This is a genomic window from Oceanobacillus sp. FSL W7-1281 (assembly GCF_037969835.1).
GTDB lineage: Bacteria > Bacillota > Bacilli > Bacillales > Amphibacillaceae > Oceanobacillus > Oceanobacillus oncorhynchi.
Genome location: NZ_CP150214.1, coordinates 3,234,469 through 3,256,550 on the forward strand (window position 1 = coordinate 3,234,469; position 22,082 = coordinate 3,256,550).

The 22,082-nt window shown below is 38.6% G+C and carries 20 protein-coding genes; 6 read left to right on the top strand and 14 right to left on the bottom strand.

Going from position 1 to position 22,082, the window contains the following annotated elements; translation table 11 throughout:
- The first annotated feature begins 379 nt into the window (after window positions 1–379).
- Window positions 380–1,129, top strand: a complete 750-nt coding sequence (gene prpE / locus MKX55_RS16035) for a bis(5'-nucleosyl)-tetraphosphatase PrpE (protein ID WP_339233483.1) — start codon at window positions 380–382, stop codon at window positions 1,127–1,129.
- On the opposite strand, the gene MKX55_RS16040 is transcribed toward prpE, so the two are convergent.
- The 4 genes from MKX55_RS16040 to tnpA all read right to left on the bottom strand — a co-directional run bounded on the left by MKX55_RS16040 (window position 1,104) and on the right by tnpA (window position 4,122).
- Entirely contained in the window at window positions 1,104–2,027 is a 924-nt protein-coding gene (locus MKX55_RS16040) for an RluA family pseudouridine synthase (protein WP_339233484.1), read from the bottom strand. The two genes, prpE and MKX55_RS16040, sit on opposite strands and share 26 nt — an antisense overlap.
- Window positions 2,028–2,831, bottom strand: coding sequence for an NAD kinase (locus tag MKX55_RS16045; protein ID WP_042535429.1), 804 nt, complete (start codon window positions 2,829–2,831; stop codon window positions 2,028–2,030).
- Between the two features lie 20 nt (window positions 2,832–2,851).
- Window positions 2,852–3,460: a GTP pyrophosphokinase family protein gene (locus tag MKX55_RS16050; RefSeq protein ID WP_042535431.1), complete on the bottom strand. Its 609-nt coding sequence runs from the start codon at window positions 3,458–3,460 to the stop codon at window positions 2,852–2,854.
- A gap of 230 nt (window positions 3,461–3,690) precedes the next feature.
- Window positions 3,691–4,122 carry an IS200/IS605 family transposase gene (tnpA, locus tag MKX55_RS16055; RefSeq protein WP_256708565.1) on the bottom strand — a complete coding sequence of 144 codons (432 nt, stop codon included), beginning with the start codon at window positions 4,120–4,122 and terminating at the stop codon, window positions 3,691–3,693.
- Between the two features lie 249 nt (window positions 4,123–4,371).
- Here tnpA and MKX55_RS16060 point away from each other — a divergent pair, with 249 nt between their 5' ends.
- The 3 genes from MKX55_RS16060 (at window position 4,372) to MKX55_RS16070 (ending at window position 6,353) form a co-directional block, all read left to right on the top strand.
- Window positions 4,372–4,941 carry a CYTH domain-containing protein gene (locus tag MKX55_RS16060; protein ID WP_339178629.1) on the top strand — a complete coding sequence of 190 codons (570 nt, stop codon included), beginning with the start codon at window positions 4,372–4,374 and terminating at the stop codon, window positions 4,939–4,941.
- A gap of 143 nt (window positions 4,942–5,084) precedes the next feature.
- Window positions 5,085–5,474, top strand: coding sequence for a globin (locus tag MKX55_RS16065; protein ID WP_339178632.1), 390 nt, complete (start codon window positions 5,085–5,087; stop codon window positions 5,472–5,474).
- Window positions 5,475–5,489: 15 nt separating this feature from the next.
- Window positions 5,490–6,353 carry a ClpXP adapter SpxH family protein gene (locus MKX55_RS16070; RefSeq protein ID WP_339178634.1) on the top strand — a complete coding sequence of 288 codons (864 nt, stop codon included), beginning with the start codon at window positions 5,490–5,492 and terminating at the stop codon, window positions 6,351–6,353.
- A 734-nt stretch (window positions 6,354–7,087) separates the two neighbouring features.
- Here MKX55_RS16070 and pepF read toward each other — a convergent pair.
- The 4 genes from pepF to spxA all read right to left on the bottom strand — a co-directional run bounded on the left by pepF (window position 7,088) and on the right by spxA (window position 11,847).
- Window positions 7,088–8,899 (bottom strand): oligoendopeptidase F, encoded by a 1,812-nt coding sequence (pepF, locus tag MKX55_RS16075; protein WP_339233485.1) that lies wholly within the window; start codon window positions 8,897–8,899, stop codon window positions 7,088–7,090.
- A gap of 97 nt (window positions 8,900–8,996) precedes the next feature.
- Window positions 8,997–10,193, bottom strand: coding sequence for a competence protein CoiA family protein (locus MKX55_RS16080; RefSeq protein WP_339233487.1), 1,197 nt, complete (start codon window positions 10,191–10,193; stop codon window positions 8,997–8,999).
- A 180-nt stretch (window positions 10,194–10,373) separates the two neighbouring features.
- Window positions 10,374–11,066 carry an adaptor protein MecA gene (gene mecA / locus MKX55_RS16085; protein ID WP_042535441.1) on the bottom strand — a complete coding sequence of 231 codons (693 nt, stop codon included), beginning with the start codon at window positions 11,064–11,066 and terminating at the stop codon, window positions 10,374–10,376.
- 385 nt (window positions 11,067–11,451) lie between these two features.
- Window positions 11,452–11,847, bottom strand: coding sequence for a transcriptional regulator SpxA (spxA, locus tag MKX55_RS16090; RefSeq protein ID WP_040979700.1), 396 nt, complete (start codon window positions 11,845–11,847; stop codon window positions 11,452–11,454).
- 424 nt (window positions 11,848–12,271) lie between these two features.
- On the opposite strand from spxA, the gene MKX55_RS16095 reads away from it, so the two are divergent.
- The gene (locus tag MKX55_RS16095) at window positions 12,272–12,613 is read left to right on the top strand and encodes a P-II family nitrogen regulator (protein ID WP_339178644.1); all 342 of its coding nucleotides are present in this window, start codon (window positions 12,272–12,274) and stop codon (window positions 12,611–12,613) included.
- Window positions 12,614–12,631: 18 nt separating this feature from the next.
- Window positions 12,632–13,999 carry an ammonium transporter gene (locus MKX55_RS16100; RefSeq protein ID WP_339233488.1) on the top strand — a complete coding sequence of 456 codons (1,368 nt, stop codon included), beginning with the start codon at window positions 12,632–12,634 and terminating at the stop codon, window positions 13,997–13,999.
- An 82-nt stretch (window positions 14,000–14,081) separates the two neighbouring features.
- Here the strand turns inward: MKX55_RS16100 and MKX55_RS16105 are convergent, their stop codons facing one another.
- The 6 genes from MKX55_RS16105 to MKX55_RS16130 all read right to left on the bottom strand — a co-directional run bounded on the left by MKX55_RS16105 (window position 14,082) and on the right by MKX55_RS16130 (window position 21,932).
- Window positions 14,082–14,678 (bottom strand): GNAT family N-acetyltransferase, encoded by a 597-nt coding sequence (locus tag MKX55_RS16105; protein WP_339233489.1) that lies wholly within the window; start codon window positions 14,676–14,678, stop codon window positions 14,082–14,084.
- Window positions 14,679–15,065: 387 nt separating this feature from the next.
- Window positions 15,066–15,905, bottom strand: a complete 840-nt coding sequence (gene larE, locus MKX55_RS16110) for an ATP-dependent sacrificial sulfur transferase LarE (RefSeq protein ID WP_339233490.1) — start codon at window positions 15,903–15,905, stop codon at window positions 15,066–15,068.
- Between the two features lie 206 nt (window positions 15,906–16,111).
- Entirely contained in the window at window positions 16,112–17,362 is a 1,251-nt protein-coding gene (locus MKX55_RS16115) for a lactate racemase domain-containing protein (RefSeq protein WP_339233492.1), read from the bottom strand.
- A gap of 154 nt (window positions 17,363–17,516) precedes the next feature.
- Window positions 17,517–18,521 (bottom strand): 4-hydroxythreonine-4-phosphate dehydrogenase PdxA, encoded by a 1,005-nt coding sequence (gene pdxA / locus MKX55_RS16120; protein ID WP_339178653.1) that lies wholly within the window; start codon window positions 18,519–18,521, stop codon window positions 17,517–17,519.
- Window positions 18,522–18,598: 77 nt separating this feature from the next.
- Window positions 18,599–19,921, bottom strand: coding sequence for a four-carbon acid sugar kinase family protein (locus MKX55_RS16125; protein WP_339233494.1), 1,323 nt, complete (start codon window positions 19,919–19,921; stop codon window positions 18,599–18,601).
- 241 nt (window positions 19,922–20,162) lie between these two features.
- A complete protein-coding gene (locus MKX55_RS16130) occupies window positions 20,163–21,932 on the bottom strand; it encodes a PrpR N-terminal domain-containing protein (RefSeq protein WP_339178657.1) in 1,770 nt (589 codons plus the stop codon).
- Between the last annotated feature and the right edge of the window lie 150 nt (window positions 21,933–22,082).

The window sequence follows — 22,082 nt, forward strand, 5'->3', positions numbered from 1 at the left end:
ATATACTAAAAAAAGGTTACGACGCTATTTATTTTCCTGAAGGCAACTTTTTTACCCAGAAATCACTTTATATGTGTTTTTTCTTGTTGTCAAGTAATTTTCCTGTAATATATTATTTTGCATTAGAGAAACATTAACTTTTTCTAATTTGAAGTTCACGTGTACATGATGATTACTATATCTATTATTTTAATTTACGTGTGTGTTCAAAAAAGCTCGGTAAAAGGATACGCTTCAAAAATGGAAAAAATCCAATAACATAATGGACCGGTGAAAAAGATTTCATTCACCATCACATACTTCAAAGAAAATTAAGTTATACTGTAAGATGAGCCTATATTTTAATGAAATGAACTTATATGTACAAGGAGGTTTGACGATGAAATTAGATATTATCGGCGACGTACATGGATGCCTGGATGAACTTTTGGAGCTGCTGGACAAGCTGGATTATTATCAGAATCAAGGCTTCTATTCTCATCCTCACGGCAACAAAATCGTATTTATAGGAGACATAACAGACCGCGGACCAGATTCCATCGCTGTTATCCGCCTGGTCTATCAGTTAGTTATGGAACAAAAAATAGCTTATTATGTCCCGGGAAATCATTGCAATAAATTATACCGTTATTTTTTAGGAAACCGGGTACAGGAAAAGCATGGTTTAGAAACGACGGTTGCTGAATGGAAAAGCTTAAACGAATCTCAACAAATGGATATTCAGGAAAAGTTTAAGACACTTTATGAGAATGCTCCTTTGTATTTACATTTTGAAGACATGAAATTAGTTGTTGCCCACGCAGGAATAAAGGAACATTTAATTGGGCAGAGAGACGGGCATACAAAGTCATTTGTCCTTTATGGAGATGCCACTGGCCAAACAGACCATCAGGGAAAACCAATCCGGCGGGACTGGGCAAAGCATTACCGGGGAGAGCCATGGATTGTATATGGGCATACACCAGTTTTAGAACCGCGTCAAATCAACCGGACCATCAATATAGATACGGGCTGTGTGTTCGGAAATAAACTGACTGCTTTTCAATTTCCCGAGCAGACAATCATTTCCGTGCCATCCAACCAATTCTTTCAGCCTGAGCGGTTTACAGATTTCCCGGATAATCAATAGACAAGCTTTTTTTACATGCAGCCATATCTGAGGGTAGCATACAGTGGAATTGCATTTTCTTATGTTCAAAAGGATGCTCCCATTCAATTGCTGTACAATGCAGCGCCTGACGCTCGAGGGCATCTGTGCTTCCTCCATACAGGTCATCTCCCAGGAGAGGATGCCCTAAATGACTGAAATGAACACGAATTTGATGCGTTCTCCCTGTTTCCAATTGAATTCGCAAAAAAGATGCTCCAGAAAGTGTGGATACAGTCTGATAATGCGTCGTTGCCTCTTTACCATCCTCCCAGTTCACTTCACGTTCTATAATAGATGTTTTCTTGCGGGCGATTGGCGCACGTACCGTTCCGGCTGAAGGAGTCATTTCTCCAGTAATAATCGCTTCGTATGTACGATGGATTTGATTCTTTTTCTGTGCTTCGGATAACAGCGCATGCGCATACCGGTTTTTCGCAACTAAAACAAGACCAGACGTATTTCTGTCTAATCTTGTTACGATATGCACCGTTGCCGGATGACCTGATGCATTATAATAGGCCTGAATCCCGTTTGCTAATGAATATTGGCGGTCATTCATTCCTGGAAGACAAGCCTGTCCAGCCGGTTTATTTAAAACTAAATGATCTTCATCCTCATAAATAATTGCCAAATTCATTTCGGTTGCTTCAATACCGTCTGACACTTCATCAGGAAAAATGACGGTTAATTTATCATTCTTCCTGAGTGTTTCTGTTATATAACTCTCTTGTTCATTGATTAAAAATTTCCCGCCCTCTTGTTTCATAGCAGTCAGTAATCTTCTAGAGAAACCTTGCTTATTCTGTAAAAATTCCTTAATTGTCAGCTGCGCACCAGCTTCATTAATCACCCAGCTTTTTTGTATGCCCGCGGACACTTAATCCACCTCAGTAACAAAGGAATCTCTCACACGATGCCAGAAAGGAAATTGTCTAAAACGCGCAAAACGAATCTTTTCATTTGCCACACGGCATTGGATCGATTTTACTTCATGATAATTTTTTGTGAAATGATCAATCTGAATCAAGAAGGAATTATCCACCATCGGCTTCAGAAAGCATGTATGATGCTTCGGCAAAACTAACGGCGAGCCAATCGTCCGGAAAACACGGTTATTGATTGATGCATTCTCCGTTATCTGAATAGCCTCCAGAGACGGGTGAATAATTGCTCCTCCAAGCGCTTTATTATATGCCGTACTGCCGGAAGGGGTCGATATACATATCCCATCCCCGCGAAATGTCTCAAAATGCTCCCCCTTCAACTCCACATCTAAGACAACAGATGAACCATCTGCCGTTTTGATCATCGCTTCATTTAACGCAAGATGCCTGTCTTCTTTTTTTCCTAATTCATCCCGGATGATTACTTCCATTAATGGATATTCTACCGTCTGAAATGGCGTTCTCGCAATTTCAGTCAAGAGCTTATCCACTTCCTCCTGTGTCCAATCCGTGTAAAAACCTAAATGACCGGTGTGGATCCCGATAAACGCTGTTTCTTTCAGACGGTGATTATAGCGATGGAAAGCTTCTAAAAAGGTGCCGTCGCCGCCAACTGAAATAGCTAAATCAGGCTCCTCCTTGTGATATTCCAGTCCAAAAGACTCCAAATATTGCCGCATCATGTTCTTTATTTTATTTGACCGCTTGTCTCCTCTAGAAACAATTTTAAACTTCATTACATTTTCCCATCCTTTGTCTATGATTTACGATGAAAAACACGCTGAGCTTCATGGATTTCGCTTCTGATTTTAGACATTTCTTCATCCAGTTTAAATGCAGCCTCGGCAGCCTTCTGCAGACGCAGTTTAACCTCTGAAGGTAAATTCCCTTCATATTTATAATTTAAAGAATGTTCATTGGTCGCCCAAAAATTCATCGCAAGTGTACGTATTTGAACTTCAGCTATAACAATTATTCTTCCCGTCACCGTCTCCACGGGGTATTCAATAATCATATGATAAGACCTGTACCCGCTATCTTTTTTATGAAAAACATAATCTTTTTCTTCAATAATTTGAAAATCATTGCGTTTCCTGAGCATTTCGACGATGGGATAAATATCATCAACAAATTGACAAACAACTCTTATCCCTGCGATATCCTGTAAGGTGTCTAAATTCTCAAGAGGAATTTGCCGTTCACGCGCCTTTTCGATAATACTTGGTATTGGTTTAACTCTTCCTGTGACAAACTCAATCGGTGAATTGCTGGATTCTCTCTCATACTCAGCACGAATCCCTTTTAGCTTTACTTTTAATTCTTCTACTGCCTGTTTATATGGCGCTAACGTTTTTCCCCAGTCCATCGAACATCACCCTATATGTAAACTAATATTATTATTTTTATTTTATCACAGAGTAGCATTAGTACAAAGGAAAGAGGGACTTTTAAGGAAAACTTGGCAAACCGGGCCTTAAACGACCACCTGCTAAAGCAGGTGGATTTGGACATGAATGTCGGCGACTAAAGTCGCTCTTCAGGCTAAAGTCCTGCTCAAAGTCATTAAGCTGAAGCATATTCAAAATAAGACTGAACTCATTCTTCAATCTTGAATATATCGTCTTTGTTTTCATTGAATTGATTGGCTATATAATTTCTTATTATCTCTTCCGTTACTGTTCCAACTGTGGCGCAAAAGTACCCTCTTGCCCACAAATGCTGTCCCCAATATCTTTTCTTTAGTTCTGGAAATTCGTCCTGTAATAACCTTGATGATCTTCCTTTCAGATATTGCATGATTTTACTTGGCGCAACACTTGGTGGACAAGATAATAATAAATGGATATGGTCTTTGCCAACACTACCTTGCAGGATGGTTATTCCTCTTGCTTCACATCCTTGCCTAATCAATTCTCTTGCTCTAACTGCTATATGACCTTGCAATACCTTATATCTATACTTTGTTACCCATATAACATGGTACTTTATATCATATACTGCATGACCGCTTTTTCGATATCCGTCCATACTATCACCTCATCCATTAGTATGGACAAAAAAGATAAGGCTAAAAGCGGATACCGTCTAAAGACGGTGGAGTTAGACCACGCATTTGGAAATTAAATAGAATACTCCTAAACAACCTGCTGTCAGGAACCTCCATGTCAAAGTATCGGGTTTTTTCGAAAGCCATCTGCCTGCATAGTTATTTTTTGCAATGCTTCTTCATACAAGCCATAATAGAGATAATCTAATTTTAGAACTGGAGATTTATGTATGAGCCAAGAAGTAGAAATTGAATTTAAAAACCTGCTGACCACACAGGAATATAATCAACTAGCAGAAGCTTTATTTTCACAGGCAGAGACAATAGAGCAGACAAATTATTACTTTGAAACGCCCTCCTTTGATTTAAAAGGAAACCATTCTGCATTACGAATACGGAAAAAGAACGAAACATATACTTTAACATTAAAAGAACCGCATCCGGATGGATTATTGGAGACGCATGACAAGCTGACAGAGGAAGCATTTCTATCATGGACTTCCGGCTCGCCGACAGAAGCTCCAAATGTATTAAAACAGCTGCAGGAAATGTCTGTCGATGTGCCATCGCTGACTTATTTAGGAAAAATGACCACCTTACGAAAAGAGAGAACTTATCAGGATACACTCATTGTTTTAGATAAAAGTATGTATTTAGATACGGTGGACACTGAGCTGGAATTAGAAGCAGCTTCAAGGGACCATGGAGAAAAAGTATTTAAAAGCTTACTTGGAAACTATGAAATACCTTTCCGGGAAACGCCCGCTAAAATAGCACGTTTTTTTAATCAAAAACAGTGAACCTCCCTGTAAAAAGCAGTTGTATTACAAATTGTTATTTTCCATTTGTAATAACAAATAGGAGATTAGCCTTCTGTTACGGTACAGATTATTTGATGAAGTGAATCTATATTGCTACAATACTAGTACAAGGAGCAAATGATATGAAACAAAATAATATAAAAACGGTATATAGCGGAATTGGCGGTTATGAAAAGATGGAGCAGATTGTGGAAACATTCTATGGACATGTAAAAGAAAATCCTGTCTTAATACCGCTTTTCCCGGATGATTTAACCGAAACAGCACATAAACAGAAGTTATTTCTCACACAGTTTTTCGGCGGGCCAAGATTGTATGAAGAAGAACGCGGACATCCGATGTTAAGAAGAAGACATCTTCCGTTTCCGATAACACCAAGCGCCCGTGATGCTTGGCTGGCCTGTATGAATCTTGCATTAGTAGAAAACGAGGTAGAAGAACCTTATTATACGGAAATGATGGAACGAATGACCTTGACTGCAAATCATATGATGAATACCCCTGAATCTTAGAAAGGAGCATTCAAAATGAATGGAAATCAACAAGAACTGTCATCTTCTAATCAAATGGACCCTGCTTTTAACTACATGAAATATGTTCAAAAACCGATTGAAATGTATGTTTTTATTGATCCATTATGTTCTGAATGCTGGGCATTAGAGCCTTATCTAAAAAAGTTATATGTTGAATATGGCCGTTTTTTTACGATAAAGCATGTAATCAGCGGACAGCTGACCGCATTAAATTCAAATGGTTTAAATAAAAGCAAACAAAAAAAACAATCCAGTTTCGCTCATCTCCCAAGCAATCATAAAGACATTGATTACCCTTGGGTGCCCGCTCTCGCAATTAAAGCGGCGGAATTGCAAGGTAAAAAGGCCTCTAAACAATTTATTCGTAAAATACAGGAGACGCTGTTTTTTGATAAACAGAATATCTGTAATGAGGATGTCTTATTAAGATGTGCATCCGATGCAGCATTAGATATCGAAGAATTTCAAAAGGATTTATTCTCAAATACTTCTAAGCGTGCACTGCAATGTGATTTACACCTTGCTTATGAGATGGAAGTAGATTATACACCTACCATTGTTTTATTTAACCAGGAAGTAGAAGATGAAGGTGTAAAGCTTTCTGGACTTCATCCGTATGATATTTACGAATTTGTGTTAAAAGAAATTTTACAGCGCACACCGATTCCGTCTGTAAAACCATCATTAATCGACTATCTGCAATTACAAAAAACAGTATGCACGAAGGAATTATCTGTTATTTATGACTGGTCCATTGATAAGACAGAAAAAGAGCTTAAAAAGCTGCAGTTTCAGCAAATCGTTGAAAGAGTGCCGGAAAAAAATGAATCCTGCTGGAAATACCTCGGCACGCTTTGAATCTATCACAATCAAAGTATGAGCTTCCTAGAAGTTAAGGCTGGCCGGCAGTCAAACGACCGCTGCGTTAATACAAACCAGGAAATACACTTATTTTTAGCATGGTTATCAATTTATTTTATTTTGAACCTGATCCGCTCAAAAAAGACCGGATCAGGTTTTTTAGATAATAAAAAAGATACACGGGGCAGCGTGTATCTTTTTTCCGTCTTTGTATAATTACAAAGGGGGGATGGGAGAAAGTTTCATGATCAAACAAAAGGGGTATTTGTTTGTAATCAACTTACAATTATATTCTAGCAAGTTCCTTTTCAGTTTTCAATAATTATGTGCATCTTTTCACAAAATATTCACTTCTGCTCTTTTCCGGCAGTCATTGTGTCATTTTTGTTGGACTTTTTGAACTTCTTCTTCTAGAAGAAATAACTCGGACATATAATGCAGTACAAACCAATTCCCCATCAAAGGAGGGAGTCCAATCATATGCGGCGTAATTATTTCCCTTTCATATTCATACTTTTAGTGATTATCGCCTTTTTCTTTAATTTATTAGGTTTTATGAACATGATACCTGTGTATATAACGCTCCCCTTATTACTCGCATCCATTTATTGTATGCTGTCTTCCATTGCTTATCAGAAAACAAGAGGATACCGGCGCTGAAATTAATAGCATCTATTATAGCTAAAACGGTAAGGAAGCCGAGCTTCCTTACCGTTTTTTTATGATTCATTTTATTTTTCCAGCAACGCTTCCATCTCTGTCAATTTTTCTTCAAAAACATCCAGAGCATCTAAAATAGCTTGTTTTTGCGTCATATCCACGCCAGCTTTTTTCAATACATCAATAGGGTCCTCGCTGCTGCCAGATTGCAGGAAGCCTAAATAGCGGTCCACAGCACCTTCTTCCCCATCTAAAATCTGTTTTGATAGCGCCGTTGCCGCAGAATAACCTGTAGCATATTGATATACATAATAATTCATATAAAAGTGAGGAATTCGCGCCCATTCTAAGCCAATTTTTTCATCACTTACGACATCTTCTCCGTAATATTTTTTATTTAAATTATAATACACCTCTGTCAGTTTATCAGCAGTTAACGCTTCTCCATTTTGAGCCAGCACATGAATATCATGCTCGAATTCAGCAAACATGGTTTGGCGGAATACGGTTCCGCGGAAGCCTTCTAAAAAGTGGTTTAAAATATAAAGCTTTTCCTTTTCGTCATCCAGATGCTCTAATAAATAATCGTTTAATAGTGCTTCATTTGTAGTCGACGCCACTTCTGCGACAAAGATGGAATAGTTTCCATAACGGAACGGCTGATATTTTCTTGAATAATAGCTGTGCACAGAATGTCCCAATTCATGAGCCAGCGTAAATGTGTTATTCACATCATCCTGCCAGTTCAAAAGAATATATGGATTTGTTCCATATGTTCCTGACGAGTAGGCGCCACTTCTTTTTCCTTTATTTTCTTCTACATCGATCCAGCGCTCGCTAAAAGCTTCCTCTAGAATGCCGGCGTATTCTTCCCCTAATGGCTTTAAGCCTTCCATGACGTATTTTTTAGCTTCTTCATACGTAACAGGCATTTTCACATCTTTTACGAGCGGTGTATATAAATCGTACATATGCAGTTCATCGACACCGAGAATTTTCTTTCTTAATTCGGCATAGCGGTGCAATAAAGGCAATTTCTCATTCACTGCCTCAACTAAATTATCATATACTTCTTCAGGTATATGGTTATTATCTAGAGCAGCCTGACGTGCACTCTCATAATTCCGGACTTTCGCATTAAAATTATGTGATTTCACCTCTCCGCTTAATGTAGAGGCAAATGTATTTTTAAATGAACCGTACGTATCATACATCGCATTAAAAGCTTGTTCGCGTACATTCCGGTCTGATGATTCCATAAATGTAGAGTATCTGCCGTGCGTCAGCTCAATTTCTTCTCCATCTGCATTTGTGATGGACGGGAAGGTTAAATCGGCATTATTCAGCATACCGAATGTTTGTGAAATGGCTCCGATCGGTTCATCTGCCTCTGCAAGCAATACCTCTTCCTTCTCGCTTAATATATGCGGACGGCTGTGATTAATATCATCTAATACTTTTTTATAAACCTGAAGTTCTTTGTTCTCTTCTATAAACTGCTTGAGCTTTTCTTCTGGTATTTCTAAAATTTCCGGTACAAGAAAGCTAAATTGACTGGATGCAGTCGTCAGCAGATTTTCTGCCTGCGCATTTAATCCTTGGTAAAAGGAATTCGTCGTATCCTGGTCCGTGCGTAAATGACCATAAACATATAACTTACCTAGACGCTCTGACAGTTCATCCTGAACCTGTAATGCTTCTAATAACGTATCTGCGGAAGTCCCTAATTTTCCTTTATACGCTGCCAATTTTGAAATATCATTTTTTAAGCTTTGAAATTCTTCTTTCCATTGTTCATCCGTCTCAAAAATGTCTTCTAAACGCCATGTAGACTCTTCTGGTATTTCATCACGCTTTGGTAATTGCTTTGCTGCTTTTGCCATACGATTATTGCCTCCCTTTTTACAATTCAACAGTACTTTCTGTTTCCAACAACTCTTCCGATGTAAATGTATTAAAGCCATACTGTTTTTATTCTTCTTATTTAGTATAACGAAATAAGGACGAATCATGCTCGTATTTTGCTTTTTTTTCTGTAAAAAATGAATAAAAAAAGGATTGGTCTCCCTGAGCTGCCTGCTCCTGCGAAGAATAACAAATGATTTCTTTTTTAGTCCGCAGAATGGAGGAGGATTGTATGTCTATCAATCCAGCACGATGGAGTAACTGAAGGTAATAACTCAAAGCATCGGAAAAATCGAAGGTGTCTTTGTCGTAGAAGGAATAAAGTATTTTCTTTACCCGGCCAATATCTGTCCGCTCCCCTGCTTTAAAATCGGCTAACCAAGTGACATACAGCTCTGTTTGCCACTTATAAAACGGGACGGGCACAGCAGCGTAATAAGGAATCGGCATAAAACAGATACTTGGAAGATGCTGAAACAGGTATCCTTTACTGTATAGCCATCTCCGCAGCTGATAGACGGCTCCATAAGCTCCCTCCACTTTTATACGGAGACGTTGTACTTCTTTTAACCAGACCTTCGGAAAATTGCCGGGATTCTTTTCTCTTTGAAAGAGATGTTTAAAATGCAGCTTGTGAAGCGGGTAGATAAGCTGTTTAGCAAAAAGCTTAGAGGCTTGTAGCGGATGTAAATGATGAAGAACAGCCATTTCTGATAGAAACGGGTCGTAAAAAAATAATTGCGGATAATTCTTTTGCGGAGAAGAATGAATAAACGTATCTAAAAAATGATTTGTTTGAAAAGTAAAGGCTCCTTTCTGCTTTAAATATTTCGCTCCGAGAATCCAAATGGATTCGATTCCGATTGATTTGTAGCCTTGGATCCTGCTTAAGATTTCTTCCTGCGGGATTCTTGAGCATTGAAACTCAACTGCTATTTTCTTTTGGCCAATACAAATAAAAATATCAGCCCTTTGAGAAATTTCGGGAAAATATACTTCTAATTCTGCTTGCATATTAAATCGTGTCAGCCACTGAAATAATTGCAGCTTCCCTCTTGCATGATAAGCTCCTTCTCCTCCCGAAAAAAGACATGCTGTCTGCGGTAAATGGGAAAAATGGGGCACCACTCTTTCTCCCGACCGGATAATCACTCTTTCTTTACAGACAGGGCAATAAAAGGTATTTTTGTTCTCTTTCCAATCTGCAATCTCTTTTTGCGAATGACGAAACAGCAGAATAGACTCTCCCGTTTTACTCACTGCTCGCTGCAAGCTTTATCACCTCCTATACATATATTATTTCGACAGCGTTTCTGCTTTTCCTGCTTTTTTCTGCTGCTGCATTTTTTCAAACAAATGGCTGAATTTGAACACCGCTCCATTGTAACGGCAAAAAAAGGCACAAAAAAACCTACAACAAATCGCAGCAAATGATTTCTTGTAGGTTTTATATTAGACATCCTTTGGAAAATAGGTACGAACCTGCTCAAATGCATTGTTTTCCATCAACCTCTTACCGTATTCTTCCAAAAGATGAATAGAAAGAGATGAATCCGATGCGTATTCCAGCACTTGGCTGATGACGTCTTCCTGACGATGTTCATCTAATACATCATAAGAAAATTCCATATATAAATAGTAGTTATCTTTATAGGAATATAACGTCTCTTCTCCAAAATCACTTACATCCTGCAGCTGGTGACTAAGCTGAATCAGATTCTCAAACTCATCAAATTCAACAATAATCCACAAATTCTCTTCCATCAGTTCGTCATTCTTTTCATCTTCGTCTTCTTTTTTATTGTCTCCAAACTTCTCTTCTAAAATATTGTCCAGCTGATCATCTACTGGTAAATCAATATTCCCATCCTCGGTTTCCAGCTCTAAATGTTCACCGTTTTTAGAGACCTTCGCTTTCGTAACAACAATTTCAAGACCTTTTTCCATCGCTTGAACTTGTATCCAAAGCGGTCCTTCCGGATTGAAATCCTCACGATAGTTGACTTCATCCATCATCTGCCAGAACAATTGCTCACTTCTTTCCCGGTTGTACCAGATTTCTTCTTTTTCAAAACCTAATTCCTCTATATCAACATAAGAAATATAAAATTTAATCGTATTTTCATTAATTCTTTCTATCTCCACAGTAAGCTCCCCCTTCTCATTAAGATAGAATAATCATCTCCTGTATCTTTATTCTAAACGGATACCTGAGCCGACAGCATATAATTAACGTCTCTATAATAGATGTACCCAAATCAATGTAATCCTAATCATAATCCTTATTTATCACATTGTATGCAAAAATGCAATCCACAAGAAATGAATACGCCCAGTTCCTGTCACTTTTCTGAAAAAAACAGATGAGCATCCCTATTAAATACGAATATAGCTATACATTTTATTTAGTTAGTTATTTTAACGTATTTCACGTGTTTTGTCATTTATCAGAGCTTATTTGATTTTCACCATTTTTACCCATAAAGAAAGGCGCAGACATCATCTGCACCTTTACTGACTTATTTTATTATTAATTAACCATTCGTTGTGCTTCACGTAATTGGAATGTTCTAACGGTCCGCGGTAAGAAACGGCGAATCTCATCTTCGTTATAACCAACCTGCAGTCGTTTTTCATCTAAAATTATAGGGCGACGCAATAAACCAGGATTATCCTGTATTAAATTAAATAAATCTTTCATCGGCAGCTGATCAATATTTACATTCAGCTTTTGAAAAACCTTCGATCTTGTAGAAATAATCTCATCTGTTCCATCCTCGGTCATACGCAATATTTCTTTAATCTCATCAAGAGATAACGGTTCAGAAAAGATATTACGTTCTGTAAAAGGAATATTATGCTCTTCCAGCCATGCTTTTGCTTTTCTACATGAAGTACAGCTTGGTGAGGTATAAAGTGTTACCATAAAACTTCACTCCTCAATCTAATTTATATTTTCAACATCCACCTAAACTTTATTAAATAATAATAAGTATAATCTGTTCATATGTACTTATTATACACCAAATATCTAATAAAAGGTAGGGGGTGCGATAAAATCATTTATTTAAATTCTCTTACCGCTTCTCACATAGTTTTAAGATTCCCTCATCTAATTGATAATAAACCTTTAAACCACATAAATTTTATTTATTCGATAAAAAATATATAATTCTGCCTGCACTATAAATTATTCCACTTATTATCATGGATTAAACGTCTTTTTCTGAAAGCGTTTTAGTCAAAATTATCTAAAAAAAGCTTGCTATTTCAATAAATACATAATATGATATTAAACATAACTTTTAATGTTAGGTTACCTAACATAATTTTAAAAGGAGGAATCCTCATTGAAAAAGGTGGAAGCAATTATACGCCCAGAGAAATTTCAGGATTTACGGGAAAAACTGTCAGCAATCGGTTTTGACGGCCTGACCGTGACAGAAGCAGCCGGGACCGGCAAGCAAAAAGGAAAAATTGGTGTATATCGCTCTACAGAGTTCGAAGTCACCTTACTTTCTAAATTAAAGGTGGAATTAGTTGTTTCCGAAGAAAGAGTTGATGATATAGTCGGCCATATTATCGATGCTTGTAAAACCGGACAAATTGGAGACGGGAAGATTTTCATCTCCCCAATCGAGCAGGTAATCCGCATAAGAACTGGAGAAAGCGGGACAAAAGCAATTTATTAACAGACAGGAGGAAATCATATGTTTAAGAAATCATTTACATTAGCTATCGTATTATTTTTAATAACAACGCCCGCATACGCTCAAACACCGACTGTAGAATCATTAGAGCTTTCCATCAACCTTGTATGGGTGATGCTGGGGGCCTTTTTAGTTTTCTTTATGCACGCAGGGTTTGCTATGGTAGAATCCGGCTTTACCCGTTCAAAAAATACATTAAATATCTTAATGAAAAATTTTTTAACTATCTGTATTGCTGCTATTCTATTTTTCGCAGTCGGCTACGGGGTTATGTTCGGTTCTTCCGCAGGAACTATTATCGGAACAAATGGTTTCTTTTTAAACAGCGTGGAAGATATTGGGTTCTTTGTATTCCAGGCTATGTTTGTTGCAACATGCGCAACAATTATGTCAGGAGCAGTAGCAGAACGAATTAAACTAGGGAGCTATATCCTTATCGTTATTGCCATGACCACTTTTATCTACCCTGTAGTCGGACACTGGATCTGGCAGGGAGATGGCTGGTTAACAGCTCTTGGTTTTAGTGATTTCGCCGGATCTACAGTTGTTCATTTAACCGGAGCTTCTGGAGCACTGATGGTTATTTCCATTCTTGGTCCGAGAATTGGAAAATACAATGGCAAGAAAGTTAATGTTATCCCGGGACATAATTTGCCTCTCGGAGCACTCGGCGTGTTTATCTTATGGTTAGGATGGTTTGGTTTCAACGGCGGCAGCACACTAGCGGCTGATCCATCGCTTGTTCCCTATGTTATCGGAACGACCTTGTTATCCACCTCTGCTGCGTTAGTATCTTCCTCCTTCTACACAAAATTACGATTTAAAAAAGTAGATGCATCCTTATCCATGAATGGGGTTTTAGGCGGTTTAGTTGGTATAACTGCCGGCGCAGCAGAAATTTCATTAGGCGGTTCTATCCTCGTCGGTCTGGTTTCCGGTATTTTACTAGTAGAAGCCATCCGCTTTATCGATACAAAACTGCGGTTAGACGACCCTGTAGGAGCAATTGCAGTTCATGGCGTCTGCGGAATTTGGGGTACATTAGCTATTGGATTCTTCTCGATTGATACCGGATTATTTCACGGAAATGGTTTCAGTCAGTTAGGAATTCAAGCACTCGGCGTTTTAGCAGTAATCATTTGGGTTTCTGCCACAATTGGAGGATTCACTTATGTATTAAACAAAATCTCACCAATTCGCGTATCTGCCGAAGAAGAAAAAGCCGGGCTGGACTTCTCAGAACATGGTTCCAGCGCTTATCATTTTAAAGACAGTTATTTAGAAGGAACATCAAGCCCGAAGGCACCAATTGGTCTGGCAGACCGCCTGAACCAAAAAATACCTGTTGAAAACTCGACAAAATCTTAATAATCTTTTTCTAAACTTAAAAACACTGCAGAGGAAAAACTCCCCGCTGCAGTGTTTTTAAGCTTTCATTAAATAATCACCTTTAATTCGATTCTTTCCGTTTTTGCATACCTTCTAAAAGGTTATCCGATTTTTCATCTTCATTATAACGCAATACTTCCTCTGAAGGCTGATATTTTTTCCCATAAATCTCTTTGTCCTTGTAAGTATGAATATCTTCATACATTTTTTTCATCTGGCTATAAATAATTTCCTCTGAATCACCCTGAGGAGACCAATATAAGATTTCCATCGGTGTTTCTTCATCCGTTGCCAGTGACTTGCGGTTATACCCAATTGCTCTTGCATGACGAAAACCTTCACGGGAATAAAACTTTAATCTTTTTTCCGAGTCGGTATCATCATAATTAATCGGTTCCACTTCCAGAATAATCGCCTTATTTTTTTCTTTCAGCTTGTCTATCAGTTGGTGACCAATCCCCTGCCCTCTGGTATTCGATGATACCCAGAGATAGTCAATAAAAAGAAATGTATCAAATTCTGCATACATCAATACATGTTTCGGGCTCTCATCTTTAAAATAGACATCGCCCTTTTCCGCCAGTAAAAGCTCCATATGCTTTTTAGATTTCATCTCTTCTACCGGAAAATAATCGTTCAGCTTTTCATACCAATTCATTCAGGTTGCTCCTTTTCGATTATTATCGTTTTATTATAACTGATTTCATTTTAATTGTGAAATGATAGCAGGAATCCATAATTTCCTTTCTGGATACGAAAGGGTTTCGCTGATTTTAGAGAAGCAATCAAAATAAAGCACTCCCCTGTTTATTGTTCCTTCTTTTCATATAATTTCAGATTGCTATAGAACGAAGCTTCATTCAGCGGGGGTTTTACGGGCGGTTCTCCGTGATAAAAAAGAGCAGCCTTCAATCTTTCACAGGCCGCTGAAAAAAGTCTGGTAAAAACAGCCGTCCAACAACTTTCTTTTTGACTGTGTCATTTTTACCTGCTTTTTTAGTTCCTCTTCCAGATTAAAAACTGCTCCCTGATTGATTTTGATGGTTTAAGCGTGTGCTGACAGTTTTGTTTCCCATTGATTCTGCTCGATAACTTCATTCATGCTTCCTGTACGGTAGCCAAGCAAATCGACGGATACATAATCAAACCCAAAGCTGACCAGCTTATTTTGGATTTCTTCCTTTTTATCAAGTAATTCCAATATTTTGTTTCCAGCTACTTCAATACGCGCTACATTATCATGATAACGCACACGTACCTCTTCAAAACCAAGCCCTTTTAAATACAGCTCAGCTTGATCGACTTGCTGAACGATTTGTTTGTTCAGCTTCGTACCATAAGGAAAACGGGAGGCCAGGCTGCAGGATGCCACTTTATCCCAAACGGGAAGCTTCAATTCCTTCGCAAGCGCGCGAACTTCTGTTTTATAAAAGTCTGCTTCCTGCAGCACACTGCGGATGCCTTCCTCTGTTCTTGCTTTTAATCCCGGACGAAAATCCGCTTCATCATCCATAATCATGCCATCTAAAACGTATGAATAACCCATTTCTTCAGCCAGTTTGTTCAGATGTGTGTAAAGCAGTTTTTTACTGAAATACCAGCTCTCCGGATTATTTGCTACAATATCCGGATTTTCCAGTTCTTTCATTTCTGTTTGATGCACACGGACACCCAGATTTTCAGCTAATTGTACACTGGCTTCAAATTCAGAGTCGCGAAAAAGCTCAGAGTTTACAACTACCGCTAATACATTGTCCCCCAGCTCTTCCTGCGCCCGCTTCAATACAATTGCACTATCTACTCCGCCAGAAAAGGCAACCATCACGCGGCCCATATCCTTCAAAATATTGCCTAAGTGTTTATTTTTTTCTTGCAGATTATTCATTTTTACATACACTCCCCAACAAGCAATTTATTGTTGCTGATTACATCTCAGCTTCTTAAACTTCTATATAAAATGTTTTAAATAAACTTCCTTTTGATTATAGGCGAAAAATAATTCCTTCATCTATTCCACCATCATTTTAACATAGCCAGCTCGTCCATTTACAACGATTAAAATAAATGAAGTAACCTCACTTACCTTCCTATTTACATTGGAGGAAAATAGCCCTCAGCATCAAACTCCATTTCATGCAAATCCTCTAATACCTCAATGTTTTTGTTCTCTTTCAATTCATTGAAAATCACTTCTGATACAAATAACTCGCCGATATGAAGCGTGTTTGGAATCCGCACAATTCTTGCCTCTTCCGACGGGACGCCCCAATTGGCGCGGAGTGCTGCTTCTAATGCTTTCCGATCGCTATCAAGGACGATTGGAATTTTAGCTCTGTCTAAAAATGTACTTGTTACAACGTTTTCATTCATAGCTTTTAAATTAATTACTTCAAATAAACGTTTTGTTGTCAAATCGGCCAGGCCAATCCCTAATGCGTTACCATGGCTGGCCTCACTTAATTTAGAAGCAATCACGTATTTGACACCAGGCTTTTCAGGCTCCTCTACTCCCAGTACCCGTATGCGGCCAATAATGTTTGTATCCATGCCTGTTCCACTATGATTTTTGCCTATTTCATCAACGACTAATATATCCATCTCATCAACTGGAAGACTAGGCATTAAAGCAAATGCACGTTTCAATAATTCTCTTTCACGTTCTTCAATTTGTTCAGGATTAATCGCTTCAATAATCGCGGTTTCTTCATGCGCATTTTCTACAATCGCTATTCCAAACAGTGTATTCGAATGACTGATTGCAACCTTGCCAACCTCAGGCATCATATCACGAATTCCTCTGATACCATGCGTGTGAAGCGCTAACGCCTGCTTATGTTTTCCCATACCAATCGATGCCATTTTCAAGACACCACTTTCAATATCCTTTTTAAAATCGGTATGCGGCTTCACCCGCCCCATCACGATAATACCATCCGCTTCATATGCATGCTGATCAACATAAACAGGAATACCAGCTGATGTTTTGCCTACTTCTACAACTTCCATGGATGAACGAATTTCACAGCCGGTTGACGCCTCTGTTACCCCAAGTCCATCAAGTACTTCGATTTGACCTTCGGCAGTAGCCCCGCCATGACTTCCCATCGCCGGAATAATAAATGGTGTTGCACCTCTTTTTTTAATTTCATCCGCTACACCCTTGACAATAAGCGGAATATTAGCAATCCCGCGGCTTCCGACAGTAATTGCAATTTCCATGCCGGGTTTGATTTTCTCATCCGCATTCACATGATTGAATTGCTCTGAAACAGTCCCTGTAATATCGTTCAGACTTTCCACTTCAAATTTTTGTCTAATTTTTGCCATTTTCGGTAAAGACATTGTTTACAGCTCCTTTCAAATTACGTTTATCTAAAATCGATGAAATACTCCCTGTCTTAATAGGGAAATCATTTTTCCGTAAAACCAGGCCTCATACTTGCCGGTTTTTTATGCCAAGAAGCAAGAGGCTGATCACAACCTCTTGCTCAATCTTTTAGGATTCATTTTCTGGAGCTAATTCAACCGCCATACGCAACGCTTCTTTTAATGACAGCTCGTCAGCAATATTTTTGCCGGCAATATCAAATGCTGTCCCATGGTCAACACTCGTACGGATAGTTGGAAGTCCAACTGTAATATTCACGCCAGCTTCCAGACCTAATACTTTAATCGGGCCATGTCCTTGGTCATGATATTGTGCTACAACGATATCAAAATCACCGCGTTTCGCTCTAAAGAACAGTGTATCTGCCGGAAGCGGCCCTTGCACATTGATTCCTTCAGCTTGTGCTTTTTCAATGGCCGGAATGATTTTTTCTTCTTCTTCCCCGTTACCGAAAAGTCCGTTTTCTCCAGCATGCGGATTGATGCCGCAAACTGCGATGCGAGGAGATTCAATTCCTGCTTTTTGTAATGTTTCATGCGCAAGCTTAATCACTGTATATTGACGCTCTGCATTATTTTTCTTGATTGCATCCATCAGTCCAACATGAGTGGTTGCGTGAATCACTCTTAAACCCGGTGCAGAGAGCATCATTGCGAAATCTTTTGTATTTGTCAGTTCTGCTAAAATTTCTGTGTGACCCGGGTAAACATGACCAGCTTTATGAAGTGCTTCTTTGTTTAAAGGAGCTGTACAAATTCCTTGAATTGCCCCTTCATTTGCATAGCTGATTGCCTTTTCCAAATAACGGAACGCAGCATTTCCCGCTTCAGGGGAAACCTGTCCCCATGGTAAATCTTCAGAAACCAAATCTAAATCAATAATATCAATTGTGCCATATTCATATACTGCTTCTTCCGGTTTAGTAATGCTGTTTACTTTAAGCTCTACATTTGTTACTTCCAGTGCCCTTTTTAATATTTTTGCATCACCAACTACAAATGGATGGCTTGTTTCATAAATATGTTTATCATTTAAAGATTTGACAATAATCTCCGGCCCCACTCCTGAAGGGTCGCCCATTGTAATTGCAATCGTTGGTTGTTTCGCAGCCATAATAAATTCCTCCTAATTATCCTAATCTTTTTTGCCAAGCCTATTGTAATTACCAACCATACACCTGGCGTTATATGTTACTTTTTATTGTTTATCACAGGTCCCTGCACTTTTGTAATTGTTTCAAGGGCTTTGGATAGCGCTTGTTCCGTTCCAAATGCGCCTGCTTTGGTTACAACAGGAAGCCCATCGAATAATCCGCCGAAAAGCTGCCCATAAGGAATACCGGGCTCCACTTCTCCAATCACCCGAATTCCTTCTCCTTTTAACGCTTTACAGGTTGCACCTGAAATGTCGCCGCCGGTTAAGACTGCACCACTAATATCATTCGCTTCAATCAACTGACCAGCAATCATTCCCATTGATTCAGCAATTGTATACCCTACGTCAAAGTTTGATAAATCAAGCTCCTGCTTCAGCAGCTTCACTCGATTTCTCGCTTCTTGTCCGCGATCCGTTGTTATTACTAAATCTCCTTTTTCCAATAACGCCTGGCCAGACTGAACGATACGATCTATTTCATACTCTCGTTTGTCGTTGTCAAAGAACGCTTCAGGCGAAATAACAATCTCTTCTACATTATTCCCTTTTTTCAAATCATGAATCTGCTGATCGGTGATCATGTTCACACTGCCCGCTACAACCAGCACTGGCGGCCGTTCATCTGATTGGCTGCTGTGTAATACCTCTTTCCGGTTACCGCCTGTACTGGAAAGATGAGAGGCTACTCCCGCCGATCCGACCCAGAGAAATTTTTCTTCCAATGCTTCGGCCGCTTCAACAATCGCCTTCAATTCTTCATCTGTTGTTGCGTCAATGACAATAATTTGAGATGCGTTTGCAGCAGTCGCCCTCAACATTTTTTCTAGTATATGATCTTTTCCTTTTCGCACATCCGAAATGGAAATCAATTGGATATCCCGCTTACTCTGTCCTTCCAATAATTCCGGAAGGTAGCTCTGCTTTACAGGACAGGAGGGATCATTGGCCATTTCCGAGTCTGCCAGCAGCACCCCGTTCACATAGTGTTTTCCTTCCACCGTTGTCCGTTTGCTTTTCGGAAAGGCCGGTACTACAAAAGAGGTTTTGAATTGAAAGACGTCCATTACTGCATCGATTTCCTGACCGATATTTCCTCTCATTGTAGAATCGATTTTCTTAAAAACGCTTGTTACTCCTAACCTGTTCAATTCTGTAGATAGCTTAAAAACAATATCATATGCTTTTTGAAAATCGAGTGCACGGCTATCTGAATTTAAAACGATGACATCTTCACTTAAATGCGATGATTGTAATTCGGTGTCTGAAAAAAGTACGGTCGTGCTTAATCCTCTGTTTGCAAATTGAACACCTGTATCATTTGCACCAGTTAAGTCATCTGCAATCACTGCCAGTTCCAACTCTATTTACCCCCTTCTGAACAATCTCCGTTTTCCTTTTACTGTTTAACTTTTCTTGTATGATATTTATCTTACTTTATTATAAGGAGGTTGCTTATACACTAATAACGTTTTCATTCATAATGATAAACTAATCCGTTGTATTTTGCAATATATTTTATTTATTTTTATTGTCTTTTTAATAACATGTTGTATTTAGCATCATATTGTAATTTTATTGTCAAAAAGAAAACGCAAGCTGTTATTTCAGCTTGCGCCATAAGGTAGAACGATTAATACCCAAGCGTTTTGCCGCTCTGGATTGATTCATTCCTTCCTCTTCAAGGACCTTTGTGATTACTTGTTTCTCAATTTCTTCCAATGTACCGCTCATATCCACATACGATAGCACATCATTCTGCTTTGCTTGTTGTTCTACCCGCTTAAATACAGTATCCACTTCTGTTTTCTCAATATAATAAGATTGAGATTCTAAAAACAATTGTTCAATGACATATTTTAATTGCCCTACATTTCCAGGCCAATCATAATCAATCAGCTGCTCCAGGGCATCGTTGCGGATTCCGACAACTTCATTGCCATATTTTGGATGCAGATCAGAAATAAACACATGAACTAAATACTCAATATCCTCTCTGCGCTCCCGCAGCGGAGGTATATGAATATGAGATTGAGCTAACAATTGAAACAACTCACGATGGAAGGTGCCTTTTTTAATTATTTTTTCCATATCATCCCCAGAAGAAATAAGCCATTGCGGATTCCGGTTATTTTCATTCTGAAGAAATTGCAGTAACTCCTTCTGCATGTAAGGATTCAATTTATCGATATTTTTCAAGAAGAAGATACTATTAGCATATTTTTGAAAAAAGTTTTCCTTCATCAGGTCTTTCCATTGTTCTGCAGTTATTACATCACAGTGCAAGGTGATCAGCGGTTTATCTGCTGTATGCCTTTTTAAATAAATAGAGTGGACAACCAGCTCTTTGCCATTTCCCTGCTCTCCCGAAACCCAGATCGGGCCGTCAAGTTCTCTGAAATGCTCGATTTGATCCATTACATGATGAATGACATCACTTTTTCCTAAAATAGGAGTACGGGCAACAAAGGTGTGTAATTCAATAACATTGGAGTCCATATGTTCACTTTGTGTAATCGTTTGGTTCGAATGTGCATTTTTAAAAAATAAGATGGTTGCGTCTTGAATCGGGCATGTCGTTATTTCCCATAATTTATTATTGATGGAAAGCGTTTTTACTTGCTTCTCATTTGCTAATGTTGTTTCCTGTATAAGCTTCTTAACGTCAGTATTGTCTAACTTTAACCAATGAAACTCATGATAAAATTGCTCATTTCCATAAATCACTTCATTGTCCTGATTAAAAACACTGATAGCCTGCTCTTCACTGTCAAGAATGGTTTCCATAAATGCGATATTCTGTTGCAATCTTGAAAATAAGCGGTAGGATCTTCGTGTCTCTTCCAGAGCATCTATCACTGCCTCTTTTCCGGATGTAATCAATACTCCTGTCATTCCTAATTGTTTAGCCGTCCGCACAGTGACAACGTCCCCGATTACAACTTCGTAACCATCCTTACCTAATTCCAGTAATTTTTCTTTTACTTCGCTGTCTCTAGTAATTGTTAATGTTTTAATATCTAAATCCAGCAGCTCAGATATGGTAGCAGCACCTTGGGTAATATTTGAAAATCCCACAATAGCAGCTTTACCGGAAAATCCTTTCACAAGTGTTAAAATTCGCAGCACATCATAGCCGGATACTTGGATATCTATTACCGGTATCGATACAGCCTCTTGGATCATGGAAGCTGTACCTCCGCGGCTGACGATAACGTGGTACCCTTCATTTTCAGCATTCTTTGCAATAGCCACACCTTCTGACAGGTTACCTAATTCCACCTGTAATTCAATATCCTCTACTTCTTGGCTTACTTCTTTCATCATTTCAAGCAGTCCCTCATAGGGGACAATTACTAATACTTTTATCATTCAACTTCACCTTCTGTCGAAAAAATCAAGTTATCGATTTCTTTATTTTTTTAAGAAAAGATCTTATTTTGTTTCTATTGTATCAAGAAAAATTCTGGTAAGTAATCTGAATTCTTATTCTCTATAAAACAAAATTTCATTCAGCAGGAG

Coding starts and splice junctions, on each gene's coding strand:
- prpE (WP_339233483.1), top strand. CDS start 380: ATGAAATTAGATATTATCGGCGACGTACATGGATGCCTGGATGAACTT.
- MKX55_RS16045 (WP_042535429.1), bottom strand. CDS start 2,831: ATGAAGTTTAAAATTGTTTCTAGAGGAGACAAGCGGTCAAATAAAATA.
- MKX55_RS16050 (WP_042535431.1), bottom strand. CDS start 3,460: ATGGACTGGGGAAAAACGTTAGCGCCATATAAACAGGCAGTAGAAGAA.
- tnpA (WP_256708565.1), bottom strand. CDS start 4,122: ATGGACGGATATCGAAAAAGCGGTCATGCAGTATATGATATAAAGTAC.
- MKX55_RS16060 (WP_339178629.1), top strand. CDS start 4,372: ATGAGCCAAGAAGTAGAAATTGAATTTAAAAACCTGCTGACCACACAG.
- MKX55_RS16065 (WP_339178632.1), top strand. CDS start 5,085: ATGAAACAAAATAATATAAAAACGGTATATAGCGGAATTGGCGGTTAT.
- MKX55_RS16070 (WP_339178634.1), top strand. CDS start 5,490: ATGAATGGAAATCAACAAGAACTGTCATCTTCTAATCAAATGGACCCT.
- pepF (WP_339233485.1), bottom strand. CDS start 8,899: ATGGCAAAAGCAGCAAAGCAATTACCAAAGCGTGATGAAATACCAGAA.
- spxA (WP_040979700.1), bottom strand. CDS start 11,847: ATGGTAACACTTTATACCTCACCAAGCTGTACTTCATGTAGAAAAGCA.
- MKX55_RS16100 (WP_339233488.1), top strand. CDS start 12,632: ATGTTTAAGAAATCATTTACATTAGCTATCGTATTATTTTTAATAACA.
- MKX55_RS16105 (WP_339233489.1), bottom strand. CDS start 14,678: ATGAATTGGTATGAAAAGCTGAACGATTATTTTCCGGTAGAAGAGATG.
- larE (WP_339233490.1), bottom strand. CDS start 15,905: ATGAATAATCTGCAAGAAAAAAATAAACACTTAGGCAATATTTTGAAG.
- MKX55_RS16115 (WP_339233492.1), bottom strand. CDS start 17,362: ATGTCTTTACCGAAAATGGCAAAAATTAGACAAAAATTTGAAGTGGAA.
- pdxA (WP_339178653.1), bottom strand. CDS start 18,521: ATGGCTGCGAAACAACCAACGATTGCAATTACAATGGGCGACCCTTCA.
- MKX55_RS16130 (WP_339178657.1), bottom strand. CDS start 21,932: ATGATAAAAGTATTAGTAATTGTCCCCTATGAGGGACTGCTTGAAATG.